The sequence below is a fragment of the Ginsengibacter sp. genome, from assembly GCF_057362405.1.
In genome coordinates this window covers 13,462-27,982 of the sequence record NZ_JBMQQG010000205.1, presented here as the reverse complement: position 1 = coordinate 27,982, position 14,521 = coordinate 13,462, and the positions used below count along the sequence as shown (strand labels likewise).

7 protein-coding genes are annotated in these 14,521 nt (G+C 40.2%); 5 read left to right on the top strand and 2 right to left on the bottom strand.

What is annotated here, in order from left to right; all coding sequences use genetic code 11:
- The first annotated feature begins 432 nt into the window (after positions 1-432).
- The 3 genes from ACO1O5_RS17700 to ACO1O5_RS17690 all read left to right on the top strand — a co-directional run bounded on the left by ACO1O5_RS17700 (position 433) and on the right by ACO1O5_RS17690 (position 8,585).
- Entirely contained in the window at positions 433-6,429 is a 5,997-nt protein-coding gene (locus ACO1O5_RS17700) for a GAF domain-containing protein (protein WP_486272584.1), read from the top strand.
- A 62-nt stretch (positions 6,430-6,491) separates the two neighbouring features.
- Positions 6,492-6,872: a response regulator transcription factor gene (locus ACO1O5_RS17695; RefSeq protein ID WP_486272582.1), complete on the top strand. Its 381-nt coding sequence runs from the start codon at positions 6,492-6,494 to the stop codon at positions 6,870-6,872.
- Between the two features lie 33 nt (positions 6,873-6,905).
- On the top strand, positions 6,906-8,585 hold the full coding sequence (locus tag ACO1O5_RS17690) for an adenylate/guanylate cyclase domain-containing protein (protein WP_486272581.1): 1,680 nt from the start codon (positions 6,906-6,908) through the stop codon (positions 8,583-8,585).
- 41 nt (positions 8,586-8,626) lie between these two features.
- Here the strand turns inward: ACO1O5_RS17690 and ACO1O5_RS17685 are convergent, their stop codons facing one another.
- Together ACO1O5_RS17685 and ACO1O5_RS17680 are read right to left on the bottom strand one after the other, a co-directional pair.
- Positions 8,627-9,415, bottom strand: coding sequence for a porin family protein (locus ACO1O5_RS17685; RefSeq protein WP_486272579.1), 789 nt, complete (start codon positions 9,413-9,415; stop codon positions 8,627-8,629).
- A gap of 76 nt (positions 9,416-9,491) precedes the next feature.
- Positions 9,492-9,665, bottom strand: coding sequence for a hypothetical protein (locus tag ACO1O5_RS17680; RefSeq protein ID WP_486272577.1), 174 nt, complete (start codon positions 9,663-9,665; stop codon positions 9,492-9,494).
- Between the two features lie 438 nt (positions 9,666-10,103).
- On the opposite strand from ACO1O5_RS17680, the gene ACO1O5_RS17675 reads away from it, so the two are divergent.
- Both ACO1O5_RS17675 and ACO1O5_RS17670 read left to right on the top strand, forming a co-directional pair.
- Entirely contained in the window at positions 10,104-11,255 is a 1,152-nt protein-coding gene (locus tag ACO1O5_RS17675; protein WP_486272576.1) for an FIST signal transduction protein, read from the top strand.
- The gene (locus ACO1O5_RS17670; protein ID WP_486272574.1) at positions 11,252-14,518 is read left to right on the top strand and encodes a sensor histidine kinase; all 3,267 of its coding nucleotides are present in this window, start codon (positions 11,252-11,254) and stop codon (positions 14,516-14,518) included. The genes ACO1O5_RS17675 and ACO1O5_RS17670 overlap by 4 nt, the downstream gene beginning before the upstream one ends.
- The last annotated feature ends 3 nt before the right edge of the window (positions 14,519-14,521 follow it).

Here is a 14,521-nt window from a genome sequence, read left to right as displayed (position 1 = left end):
TCGTAACGCAAACGCATACCCTAAACAAATGGTAACTGCTCCAGCACAAATCGATAAAACCTCATACGTTTTTTCATGCATTGGGTCGGGTTATCATGCTATTTAGCACCTGCATAATTATTGAATAATTCATTTATGTGGTATTGCTTTAAACTATTCGTAATATAAATAATTTTGGTGGCTTAGTTTGTACAAGACGTCCATAAATATTCCATTCGGCCGTCAGCCACCTTAGGCGTAAAATCTTCTGTGATCAAATGTTGAAGATTCTAAAAAGTCATTTATATTTACTTATCTTATTAAAAACTAGCCTTTCCTTCGTTAATATCGTGTATCGTATTTACGCAAAGAAATAGAACGCCTGTCCCGACAAATAACTGTTCTATAAGTATGAGTAAAAATCAAAATTTCGTCTGCCGAAACAAAACCATTATGAGATTTAAATGGTTGCTTAATGTCTTATTAGTCCTCGCTTCTTATTCAATTGCAGCGCAAAGTGAATCAGAAAAAGGGCTTCCCTTTATCACAAATTATCTCGCCAAGACATACCAGGCGCTTCCCCAAACCTGGTGCATTCAGGAGGGCGAAAGTGGAATTATGTATTTCGGCATACAAAGCTATGTACTGGAGTATGATGGATTAAAATGGAGGAAGATAACCGTTGGCAATTCACCATCTACCGTGGTGAGGGCAATGCCCAAAGATAAAAACGGCGTTATATATTACGGAGCCTATGGCGATTTAGGATATCTTGGAAAAGACAGCCTGGGACAAATGAAAACCATATCCTTGCTCGACGATATACCAAAAGCTAACCGGAATTTTTTGGATATATGGTCTGCTTATGCTGCTGACAACGGAATTTATTTTCAATCCCGCGAATACATTTTCAGGTTAAGCAATAATAACACATCTGAAAAGAGGACCGTGAAAGTTTGGAAACCTCAAACCAAATTCATGTATTCCTTTTACGTGGACGGTAATTACTATGTCCACCAACAGGGATTGGGGCTTTACAAAATGATCGACGATTCATTGGTTTTAGTTCAGGGTAGTGAATTCCTTGGCAAAGAAAGAATGCAGGTAATGTTGCCATACCCGCCCGGGCCGAATAATGAAAAACAATACCTCATCGGGATGTTTTACAGTGGCCTTTACATTTATAATGGGAAAACGTTTCGGCCATTTTCCACCAAAGCTGACGTTGTTTTCAAATCAGGGACACTTCTATATAAAGGCCTGCAATTGAAAAATGGGGATTATGTATTGTTAACAACAGGTAAAGGCTTTGTGATAATAGATGCAGCTGGAAATTTGATAGAAAAAATAAACAGGGATGTAGGATTACAGGACGAATCAATTTACAATTCCTTCGTTGATTCAAGAGGTGCATTGTGGCTGGCACTGGATAATGGAATATCGAGGGTGGAAATATCTTCACCGCTTACCAAATTTGCTTTGCAGTCCGGCATAGGTACCGGTGTTCTTACCATGCGAAGGTTTGGCGGCACCATATATCTTGGCACCACCAACGGCCTTTTACAATACGACAGCACTAAAAAGTTTTTTGCGGCTGTTCCGGGAATCCCTCAAAACCAAATATTTAATATTTTAAGAGATGGCGACGAATTGCTCGTAGCCGGCGACGGACTCTTTGCGATAAAGGATAAAAAAGTTACCACCATTAGGCCTTCAGTTAGCGGTGATCTCACTTTATCAGGATTATACATCCCACGGAAAAATCGTGATTTACTGATTGGGGGTGGCCCTTTTGGCGCCGTTGTCTTTACCCGCAAAAATGGCAACCAGCCCGGGGCAGAACCAACGGCCTGGCACTTTGGTGGTAATATCCCTGGCATAACAGAGCAGATCTGGTCATTTTCAGAGAATAGTTCAGGAAAAATATGGGCCGGCTCTGCAAATGGAATTGTATACAGAATTACTCCCGTTATTGATAATGCCGGAAACCTGGATAAGGCAAAGACGCTTGTTGAAACTTTCAGCGCTAAGCAAGGTTTGAAAGATGCTGTTGGAACTGTTACTACTATTAAAGGCAAAAGCTATTTTAATGCTGATACTTTATTATACACTTTCGATGATCAGCAAAACCGTTTTGTTCCCGACTATACATTTGGGAAGTTCCCAAAAGGCAGTTCTGCGAGCCAATTTGCAATTGAAGAAGATTCAAGCGGCAGGGTGTGGATCAGGGTTGGAAGAGAAACTCTGTTGGCAACACCAAAGCCAGGAGGGGGCTACACCCTTGATTATTCTCAATTAAAACCAGTTGCAGAATTTACTGTCCAGGATTTTTATCCCGAGAAAACCGGGATCTTATGGCTTTGCACTACAGACGGGTTGATACGGTATGATGAAAATCTTGAAAAAGATTTTGATGAGTCTTTCCAAACCGTATTAAGACATATTGAGGCGGGAAAGCGATCTATAAGTGTTGACTTAACTTCCAATCAAAAACCGGTTTCAATTTATTATAAAAACAATACGTTACGGTTTGAATATGCAGCGCCTTTTTTTGAACAGGAAGAGAAAACACAATATCAGACTTGGTTAGAGGGCTTCGAAAAAGGATGGTCGGATTTTGATAATAACTATTATAAAGAATACACCAACCTGCCATCGGGAGAATATCACTTTCACGTGCGGGCTAAAAATGTTTATGATAAAATAAGCAAGGAAGCGGTTTTCAGTTTTACTATTAACCCGCCCTGGTATTTTACGTGGTGGGCTTATGTACTTTATGCATTGGCTGCATTTTTAATTATCTATTTATTCATTAGTTGGAGAATAAGAAAGTTAAAAGAACAACATGCTGAACTTGAAAAAACAGTTGAAGAAAGAACATCACAATTAAGCCAGCGTGTCGGGGAACTTTCAGTAATAAACAGCGTGCAGGAAGGGCTGGTAGCGCAAATGAACATTGACCAGATTTATACGTTGGTAGGTAATAGAATCAGGGATCTCTTTGATGCACAAACTGTAGTGATACGAACCTATGATCATAAAAATCAAATAGAAGAATACCCATATGCCATTGAAAAAGGCAAACGGCTTTCGATAAATCCAAGAGCGTTTGATGAATTCACGAAACATCTTATAAGCTTAAGAAAACCCGAGCTCATCAATAACCATTTCAAGGAATACATTAATCAATTTTCCAGTGAAGAAAATCTGGAAGGTGAAATCCCAAAATCGGCTTTATTTGTGCCAATGGTACTTGGCGATGTTGTAATCGGAAATTTAAGTTTGCAAAATGTAGATCATGAAAATGCGTTTTCAGATTCTGATGTCAGTTTGATTTCTACATTATCCAACAGTATGAGTGTGGCACTAGAAAATGCCCGGCTTTTTGACGAAACAACGAGGTTGTTAAAAGAAACAGAACAACGTACCGCCGAACTTTCCGTTATAAATAGTGTGCAGGAAGGCTTAGCAAGAGAACTGAACATGCAATCCATTTATGAACTGGTAGGTGACAAATTAAGCGAGGTGATGCACACATTGGATATTGATATTCGTCTCTTTTCACCGGAAACTAACCAGGTATTCTTTCCATATATGCGTGATCATGGGACGAAAATTGAAGTGGCTCCCATCTCCATGCGGGGAATGTCAAAATATGTTTATGAAACCCGTCAACCCCTGATTATTAATGAAGGGCTTGAAAAGCGAATGGTTGAACTGGGATCTACTTCGATACCGGGTACGCAAATGGAAAAATCATTCATGGCAGTACCTATCATAGTCGGCAATAATGCGCTGGGCATGGTGAGCATGAGCAATTATGAAAAAGAAAATGCTTTCAGTGATTCCGATGTACGCTTGCTCCAAACTGTGGTATCGGCTATGAGCGTGGCACTCGAAAATGCAAGATTATTCGATGAAACCACCCGCCTCCTTAAAGAAACAGAACAGCGCACGTCTGAACTGGGTGTTATTAACAGCGTGCAGGAAGATCTCGTAAGAGAGATAGATGCGGCATCTATTTTTAATCTTGTTGGAGACCGCATCTGCAGCTTGTTTCCCGAAACACAAACTATGGTTATTCGCACATTTGATCGCGAAAACGGCCTTGAACATTGGCAGTATGCTATAGAAAAAGGGGTTAAGTTAAAGAACGACCCCCAACCATTAATTTGGGCCAACAAACAACTATTGGTTACGAAGAAGCCAATGCTCATTAATGACAATTATCTTGAAACGGCAAAAAAATTTGGGGGTTCCGGAGTTTCCAAAGGGCAGCCTCCCAAGTCAGCAATATTTGTCCCGATGATAGTAGGCGAGGAGGTGAAAGGTTCTTTAAGCCTGCAAAACGTAGATAAGGAACATGCGTTTTCCGAAGCCGATGTTCGTTTACTCACAACCGTTACCAATAGTATGAGCGTTGCCGTTGAAAACGCAAGACTATTTGATGAAACCGCCCATCTTCTTGCACAAACAAAACAAAGGGCTTCCGAACTGAGCACTGTCAACAACATCAGTAAAGCTCTGGCTTCAAAATTAGATGCTCATGACCTTATAAATTTAGTTGGCGACCAGTTGAAAGAATTGTTTAATGCGAACATTGTTTACCTGGCATTGTTAAACAAAAAAACAAATATTATAAATTTCCCTTATCAATACGGTGATAACATGCCATCCATGAAATTGGGTAAAGGCCTTACTTCGAACATTATTTTAAAAGGCGAACCCCTCCTTATAAATAAGGGCGTAGATGAACAAACCGACCAGTTAGGATTACAACGGGTTGGCATACCCGCAGCTTCGTACCTGGGCGTTCCCATTCCCGTAGGGGATGAAATGATTGGCGTATTGAGTGTTCAAAGCACCGAGCAGGAAAACAGGTTTAATGAAAACGATTTACGCCTGCTTTCTACCATTGCTTCTTCTGTAGGAGTCGCTTTAAAAAATGCCCAGCTGTTCGAAGATGTCCAGCAGGCCAGGATGGAAGCTGAACAGGCAAGTAAAATTGCAGAAAAAGCCAACGAGGCAAAAAGTGCGTTTCTCTCCACCGTTAGTCATGAACTAAGAACGCCGTTAACCTCCGTTTTAGGTTTTGCCAAAATAATTAAGAAAAGACTGGAAGAAAAAATATTTCCAATGCTGGACAAAACTGATTCCAAAACGGAAAAGACAGTTGACCAGGTTTCTGAAAATTTGAATGTCGTAATTTCTGAAGGTGAGCGGCTAACACACCTCATAAACGATGTACTTGACCTGGCCAAAATTGAGGCCGGGAAAATGGAATGGAACCAGGAGAATGTATCGCTGGTCGAAGTTATTGAAAGAGCGGCAGCGGCCACTACTTCCCTTTTTGACCAAAAGGATATCAAGCTAATAAAACATATTGAAAACGATGTGCCAACCATCATTGGCGATACCGATAAACTTATCCAGGTTGTAATTAACTTATTCTCTAACGCGGTAAAATTTACGGACGCCGGTTCTGTTGACTGCACTTTATCTCACACTAATGATGAAGTAATTGTTAACATTACCGATACAGGCATTGGCATTGCAAAAGAAGATTTTGGAGCCGTATTCGAGCAATTTAAGCAGGTTGGCGGAGATACACTAACGGACAAGCCTAAAGGCACCGGTTTAGGTTTACCAATTTGCAAAGAAATAATAGAACATCACGGCGGACGCATCTGGCTCGAAAGTGAAGTGGGTAAAGGAAGCACCTTTTCATTTGCGTTACCGCTTGTTCCAACAGGAAGGAAGACACAGGATACGCCGATTCACTTAAATGAATTGATGAAACAATTGAAAGAACAAATGGTTTTTTCAAGAATTAAAACAGATGGCAAAAATGCAACAATACTGGTAGTTGACGATGATGATTCTATCCGGTCATTATTACACCAGGAGTTGAGCGATGCCGGCTATATTATTGAAGAAGCGAGAGATGGAAAAATGGCCCTGGAAAGCATCCGTAAAAATCGCCCCGATCTCATTATACTGGATGTGATGATGCCCGAAATAAATGGATTCGATGTAGCCGCCATTCTAAAAAATGATCCGCAGACAATGGATATTCCAATTATTATTTTATCCATTGTACAGGACAAGGCAAGAGGTTTTCGTATAGGCGTTGACCGTTATCTTACCAAACCCATCGACACCGTGCAATTATTTGAGGAAGTTGGCAATTTATTAGAGCAGGGCAAGTCGAAGAAAAAGGTGATGGTAGTTGATGAAGATACTTCAGCAGTACGCTCTTTAACGGAAGTGTTACAGGCCAAAGGATATATTGTTGTTGAATCAGACGGAAAAGAATTGGTAGAAAAGGCAATCTCAACACAGCCTGATATCATCATTTTGAATTCGGTTGTGTCAGACAAAAATGAAATTGTTCAATCACTACGTTTCGAAAAAGGATTGGAAAATGTATTGTTTTTAATTTACCAGTAGTGCTTATCAAAAAATAAATTCGAAAAAAAACTAAAAGCTTTAATTTAAAACTAATCGATTTAATGGAACAGAAAATTTTGATTGTAGACGATGAACCTCACATAAGGATGCTGATTGAACAAACGCTGGAAGAACTGGAAGACGATGGGGTAGAGTTTTTAACTGCAGAAAACGGGGAGATCGCATTGCAGATTATTCAGAAGGAAAAGCCTCAATTGGTTTTCCTGGATGTAATGATGCCTAAAATGAATGGCATGGAAGTATGTAGAAAAGTAAAAAAAGAACTGCAACTTTTCGATGTTTTTATCGTTTTACTAACTGCGAAAGGGCAGGAACTGGACAGGCAAAAAGGAGCTGAAGTAGGTGCTGATATTTATATGACCAAACCTTTTGACCCTGAAGCCATTTTAAGCAAAGCAAGGGAAGTACTGGGTTTGCAATAACACCTTTTTGGCAATTCATTCTTTTATAAAACTATGGCAAGGGTAACGCTCAAAAGCATTCTTTCGAAAAAAAATAATGTTTCTCCATTGGTGAATTCCCTCATTGAGCAGATGAATGCACACATAAGTATAGAAGACGAAAAAGGAGTTGTGTTATGCGGCACCACCGGCGTAATGTCCACATTCAATCACCCCGTTAACCTTGACGATGAAATTATCGGATGGGTAAAAGGTGATGAAAAAGCCATACACATCGCAGACCTGCTTACACTCCTGGCGCAAAGAGAATTTGAAAGAAAGACACTGGGCAGTGAAGTCCTCGTGTTGTACCAGGAAGTAAATATGGTATTCAATTTTTCTGATAAACTGGCGCAGGCAATCGGGCCGGTGGCCATATCACAGTTAGCCGTAGACGAAGCAATGCACCTCATTCATTCAAACAGCGGGCTCGTTGTATTGTGGGATGAAGCAACCATGCAACTACAAATACCCGCAACGGCAGGTGAGCCCCTGTTTGATACGGAAAAAATAACCAGCCATGCAGATCTTTTATTAAGAATTGGCTTAAGCGGCCAGTCAGAAATATTGAGTGATCTTTCCGCCCTTAGAGATGAGGGAATCATTGGTTCCGATGTTCATTCACTTATTTACTCAGCGCTTAAAGTGAAGCATCGAATTATGGGTGCTATTATCCTCGCCGGAAATAAACAAATGCAATATGCCGCTTCAGACCTGAAATTTCTTACTACGCTGGCGCTGCAATCATCGTCTGCAATTGAAAGCGCCTTACTACATGAAAAGAATTTAAAAGAGGCCCGTGAGAGAGAAGAAGCCATGAGGCGGGTTTATGAAATAACTGCAAAATTTGTTCCGTATGAGTTTATTGGTTCCCTGGGACATAATATAATTACTGATGTAAAATTGGGCGACCAGGTTGAAAAAGTTGTTACCGTGCTTTTCACAGATATAAGAGATTATACCACCATATCGGAACAAATGACCCCGGAAGAAAACTTTCGCTTTGTAAATGCGTATAATGAAAGAATGGGGCCCATCATTAGAAAGCACGGTGGGTTCATCAATCAATACCTTGGAGACGCCATCATGGCACTTTTTCCGGCGAGTGCTGAAAGCACTTTGTCGGCGGCAATAGAAATGCAACAGAATATTCATGAGTTCAATATCATGAGAAAAATCAATCAGTTACCTCCAATAAGAATGGGCATTGGCATGCATACCGGGCCGCTCATTATGGGCATTACCGGCGATAAAAACCGCTTAGATGCAACAACCATTTCTGATGCCGTTAATACCGCTTCGCGAATAGAAAGCCTTACGAAATATTATAAAGTAAAAATATTGCTCAGCGAAATTACTTTGCAACAAATACAACATCCCGAAAATTTCCACTTGCGATATCTCGGCAAAGTGCAGGTAAAAGGGAAGCAATCCTCTATTGGTATACACGAATGTTTTAGCAGCGATAGCGAAGAACAAATACTTAAAAAAGAAAAAACACTCACTACTTTTAATGAAGGAATGTACTACTATTTGAATAGGGCATTTGGAAATGCTGTAAAAGCTTTCGAATCCATAACTGATACCAACCCTGCGGACCTTACTGCACAATTTTTCCTGGACAATTCAATAAGTTTTTTACAAAATGGAGCTCCTGAAAACTGGTCAGGAGTTTTGGAAATGGTCAAGAAATAAAACCGGATCTTTTAACTGTTGCGGAAAAATCCTGCAATGTATTATTTCCCTTTTCGTGTGGAACCTAACCTATATGCATACCCTAAAGAAACAGTGCCGGCTCCCGTATTATTTTTACCATTAGCTGTTCCTTTTTGAATATTTAAAAATCCATAATTAAATCCGCCTTCAATAAAAATATTGCTCTTACCCATAAGATAACTTATACCTACATTTCCCTCAACTCCAATGTTGGTTTTATTTAACTGACTTTTTATATCATCTGTAGCGTCGAAAGATTGCGCACTTTGCGTAAGGGGCTGTTGTCCGCCCGAATCTCCATAAATATTACTCGAACCCGATGTTACCTGCTTTGCGGAAAGCAGAAAGCCAACAAATGGACCTGCATCAATATAAATTCTTACGGGCGACATGGGTTTTAAATTCCAGCCAAACTTGGCTAACAGAGGAATCAAAAGATAGTTAAGCTTTGCCTCACTTTTAAAATCGGCATATAAGTAAGTTGGAGCAGGGCCCGGCTGGAAATAAGCCGCATAATCCGGTGGTGTAGGAAACGCCTGTAATCCGCTTTTTTTCCCGCCCTGTGACGAATACTCGATCATTGGCTGAATAGAGAATATTTCAGATATTGTAAATTCCCCAAAAATTCCAAAATCGGGGCCAAACCTTGATTTGTAACCGGTATTGAGCGGATTGTTATTGGAGCCCCCGGCAGAGAGATTAGGAATACTTATACCACCCCTTGCCCCCAATGAAAACTTTTGTGCAAATGAGGATGAGAAAATGAACATTGTAAACAGCGATAATACCAACTTAAACATACTTTTCATACAAGCCGATTTTAAAAGGTTTTTACGAAAACATATTATAACTAAAGTTAAGATAAACCACGGCTCGAAAAGTAAATTATCTGTCAATAATTTCCTTGATGGGTAGAATATCTTTTGCAAAAGAAATTACACCTTCATACCTAAACCAGACAGGATAAAGAGAAAACTCAATCATTAAAAAATGTTGCTTCGAAACAATAACTTTAATAAAGCGTTTGCCGGGGCAGGAACTATTTTCTGCGTATAGCATTAACTGTTATAAATATTTAAACCGCCTGATCGGTTATCAGGTACGGAGTACTACTTAATAAACGAGATGAGGTGAAACTATAATAGTTACTTAATTCCTAGAATTGATGCCTGGCACCAGTTCATTTTAAGTTCATATCTTACGATACAATTATACCCCCGAAAATTTGTCGTATTTTTTATTAATAATTAGCGGTTCTGATATACCGTTTGCTTGTTGAGATACCGTCGTTGTTAACATATTAAGACCACCTTACCGCTTCTGACTTAAATACATTTATGGATTATATAAAAAACAACAAAATCATTGCAGGAAAATACCTGTAAACACAACCCGGAAATGATTCTCATTTTTCTAGAACAGCCGCAGGAAAAATAAACAGGGTGCTTTTTGAAATAAGAAAAATCAAAAAAGTATTGAGGTAAAATTAAAAAACATATGAAAGCAAAATCAATCAAAGGAAATTCTACCGCGGAAATTAAAACTGCTTTGCAGCAGAGTATAAATGACGGCTTCAAACCAACATTAGCCTTTGTCTTTATCTCTATTAAGCAAGATGTTGATGCTGTCTGTACGCTCCTGGCCCAGGAGGGTATACAGATTTTTGGAGCCACTACTGGCGGAGAATTTATTGATGGAGATATAGGCGCCGGTACCATTGCCATCCTGCTGGTAGATATGGATCCGTCCCACTTTATTATCTTACTCGGAGATTACCACGATAAACACCCTGAATCAGTGGCAAGGGAGATGGCGCTAAAAGCAAAAGAACAATTTAAAAAACCCTCGTTTATAATTTCAAACAGCTTTGAACTGGCGAATTCAAATGTCATGGGTGAACCCATCGTCAGGGCAATTGATGCGGTATGCGGAACGGACACGATAATATGGGGAGGTAATGCGGGCGATGATTTCATGTTCAGGGAAACGGTTGTATTCACCAACCATCATTCAACAAAAAGAGGAATTCTGTTACTCGTGTTAAACGGAGAAAAAATTACTGTAAAGGGGCTGGCAGCTTCCGGGCAGAAACCGGTCGGCACAGAAAAAACGATAACCAAAACTGAAGGTGATTGGGTATATGAAATAGAAAATCAACCTGCCGCAGAAATGGTGTTAAAGTACCTGGGACTTAATTTAACACAAGAGGAAGCTGAAACTTTCAATCCTACGGATGCTAACGTTGTGCTAAGCGTTTCCCGCGATAAAGGCGACCCCGTGCTTCGGGGAGTGGGAGTGTTCAACTGGAAGAATAAATCCATATTTATTGTTGGAAGTATCAAAGAAGGAGATAAAATACGTCTCACGTTGCCTCCTGATTTCGATGTGGTGGAAGAAGTGAGTAAAAATGCGGAAAAAATAAAACAGGAACAAATGCCGGAAGCAGATGCGTTACTGATGTTTTCATGTATAGGCAGGCTTAGCCAATTTGGCCCACTGATAGGTGATGAAATAGAGGGCGTCAGAAAAGTCTTCAATGTACCCATGGCGGGGTTTTTTACTTATGGAGAATTTGGCAGAACTAAAAATGGAAACAATGAGTTTCATAACAACACCTGTTGCTGGGCGGCTTTAAAAGAAAAAATATGAACAAGCACCTTCAAAACTTAATGAAGATCCTTCAGCAGGCTGAAGGCCTGGCTGCAGATCAAAAACAAGCAGCTTTACAATCACTAAAGGATGCCGACAAAGAATTGGAGATCTCTGCTTTCAAACTCGAGCGCACCGAAAAGGTGAAGCATACTACAGCTATTCTGTTGGAGGAAACCATTGAAGAACTGGAACAAAAACGTAAAGCAGTTGAACGGCAAAACCGGGAACTGGAAATTGAATCGGCACTTGAAAGAGTACGAACAGTGGCGATGAGTATGCGCACACCCAACGACCTTCCTGACATATGTGAAATTCTATTTGCGGAAATTCAGTTACTGGGTTTTAATGAACTCAGGAATGCGATGATCAATATTTATGAGGATGATAAAACTTATTTTTTAAATTATGATTATGCCCCCGGGCCGGGTAAAACCGTTACCCACATTCCGTATAATTTCCATCCGTTAATTAATAAACAGGTTAGTGAAACTAAAAATGCGGGTGATGCTTTTATTGAATTTTCTTTCGCCGGTAACGAATTAAAAGACTTCAGGGAATTAAGAAAAAATAACGGCGAACAGGATGATCCGAAGCTGGACGACTGTTCTTCCCTGCACTATTATTTTTATTCATTCGGTACCGGCTCTATCGGCATTTCAACATACAATGCTGTTACAGACGAAAAAAAGAACGTACTCAAACGATTCAGAAACGTATTTGACCTGGCCTATAAAAGGTACATAGATATTGCAAAAGCTGAAGCGCAGGCAAGGGAAGCACAGATAGAAGCAGCATTGGAGAGAGTTCGTGCTAAAACCATGGCGATGCATAGCAGTGAGGATGTAGGGGAAACTGTAGCTACTATGTTTAATGAATTTGTAAGATTGGGTATACAAACCAATCGTTGCGGCATTTTAATTTTTAGCGATGATCCCGCTGCTGAAGTGTGGACGGCGAAATCAAATCCTGGCGGGAAAGCTAATTTAATTATTGGTAAACTGGATCTGACGGTTCATCCATTATTACAGGGAATTCATAATTCGTGGAAAAAGAAAGAGACTTTTTACACCTACACAATGGAGGGCAGTGACCTGAGAAATTATTACCAGGCACTCAATGACCTGGAATATTATCCGACAAAGTTTGACATGGAAACATTGCCTGCAAGGGAATTTCATAGCGATTTCTATTTCCCTGAAGGTGCTGTTTTTGCATTTACTCCAGAATTCATTCCTGATGAAACATCCCGGGTAATTAAACGGTTCGCCGCTGTGTTCGGCCAGACCTACCGGCGATATCTTGATCTGCAAAAAGCGGAAGCACAGGCAAGAGAATCACAAATTCAATTGGCATTGGAAAGGGTTCGTGCAAGAACAATGGCGATGCAGCATAGTGATGAACTGAAAGAAGCAGCTGCATTATTATTTCAGCAGGCAAAAGCATTAGGAGTACCCGCTTATAGTTGCGGTTATAATATCTGGGAAAAAGATGATAAGGAATTCACTTCCTGGATGAGTACACAGGATGGAAGTATCATTAACGGTGTTCCAAATATCCCGCTGACTGAAGACGCTAATTTTATCCGCTATGTTGAGTCAAAAGAAAAAGGCGAATCATTTTTTGTTTTGGAACTGCGTGGAGAAAGAATGCAGGAGCATTATCAATATCTTAAAACGATCCCGGCTTTTAAGGCATATTTCGACTACGCAATAAGTGTGGGTTTTGATTTGCCCGAAACACAAATACATTACCTCGCTAATTTTTCGCACGGCAATTTGCTTTTTATTTCATTGGCGCCATGTCCTGAATTTCATGATGTCTTCAAAAGATTTGCCGCGGTTTTTGACCAGACTTATACCCGTTTTCTCGATCTGCAAAGAGCAGAAGCACAGGCAAGGGAAGCCACCAAACAAGCATCCCTGGACAGGGTTCGGGGACAGATTGCCAGCATGCGTTCTACTGAAGATCTGCAACGAATAACACCTTTGATCTGGCATGAGCTCACGATGCTTGGTGTACCTTTCATCCGCTGCGGTGTTCTTATTATTGATGAAGCAAAAGCAGAAGCGCATATCTATTTATCCTCGCCCGATGGCCATTCATTAGCCGTTATGAATTTACCGCTGCAATCAAATACACTTACAGCCAATTCAGTTGATTATTGGCGCAAAGGGCTTGTCTATACAGAGCATTGGAATAAAGAAGATTTTATTCACTGGATGCAGTCAATGATGGAACAGGGGCAGGTGCAAAACCCTGAAACCTACCAGGGTGCCGCAAAACCTCCCGAGTCACTTCACCTTCATTTCGTTCCCTTCACGCAGGGCATGTTGTATGTTGGCAACACCGCTTTGCTTACTGACGATGAAATTGATTTGGTTAAATCGCTGGCAGAAGCATTTTCGATTGCCTATGCCCGTTATGAAGATTTTACCAAACTGGAAAAAGCAAAACAAAGCATTGAAGTAACACTCAGCGAACTGAAAGCGACGCAAACACAATTGATTCAATCGGAAAAAATGGCTTCTCTTGGAGAACTCACCGCCGGTATTGCCCATGAAATACAAAATCCCTTAAACTTCGTCAACAACTTTTCAGAAGTGAATAAAGAACTACTGGCAGAAATGACCGAAGAAATTGAAAAAGGAAATTTTGAAGAAGTAAAACTTCTTGCAAAAGATGTTACCGATAATGAAGAAAAAATAAATCACCATGGCAAGCGTGCTGATAGTATTGTAAAAGGAATGTTACAACACTCACGGTCAAGCACAGGTGTAAAAGAACCAACGGATATTAATGCATTGGCAGATGAATATTTGCGGTTGACATTTCACGGGTTACGTGCAAAAGACAAATCTTTCAATGCAACAATGAAAACAGATTTTGACGCAGGATTGAAAAAAGTAAACATCATTCCGCAGGATATTGGAAGAGTGATTTTGAATTTAATTACAAATGCATTTTATGCAGTGACGGAACAGAAAAAACAGGTTGGAGATGGATACGAGCCAACGGTTACCGTTAGTACGAAACAAAATGATGGTATCGTTGAAATTAAAGTTGCTGACAATGGCAACGGCATTCCCAAAAAAGCATTGGATAAAATCTTTCAACCCTTCTTCACTACCAAACCAACCGGGCAGGGAACAGGGCTGGGTTTGAGTTTGAGTTATGATATTGTGAAAGCGCACGGCGGAGAAATAAAAGTGGAAACGAAGGAGGGGGAAGGAACTGAGTTTATAATTCAATTACCAGTTTAATGA

Excerpts from the sequence above, each read along its gene's own strand:
- ACO1O5_RS17680 (WP_486272577.1), bottom strand. The coding sequence starts at position 9,665 with ATGCTATACGCAGAAAATAGTTCCTGCCCCGGCAAACGCTTTATTAAA.
- ACO1O5_RS17685 (WP_486272579.1), bottom strand. The coding sequence starts at position 9,415 with ATGAAAAGTATGTTTAAGTTGGTATTATCGCTGTTTACAATGTTCATT.
- ACO1O5_RS17695 (WP_486272582.1), top strand. The coding sequence starts at position 6,492 with ATGGAACAGAAAATTTTGATTGTAGACGATGAACCTCACATAAGGATG.
- ACO1O5_RS17670 (WP_486272574.1), top strand. The coding sequence starts at position 11,252 with ATGAACAAGCACCTTCAAAACTTAATGAAGATCCTTCAGCAGGCTGAA.
- ACO1O5_RS17690 (WP_486272581.1), top strand. The coding sequence starts at position 6,906 with ATGGCAAGGGTAACGCTCAAAAGCATTCTTTCGAAAAAAAATAATGTT.
- ACO1O5_RS17675 (WP_486272576.1), top strand. The coding sequence starts at position 10,104 with ATGAAAGCAAAATCAATCAAAGGAAATTCTACCGCGGAAATTAAAACT.
- ACO1O5_RS17700 (WP_486272584.1), top strand. The coding sequence starts at position 433 with ATGAGATTTAAATGGTTGCTTAATGTCTTATTAGTCCTCGCTTCTTAT.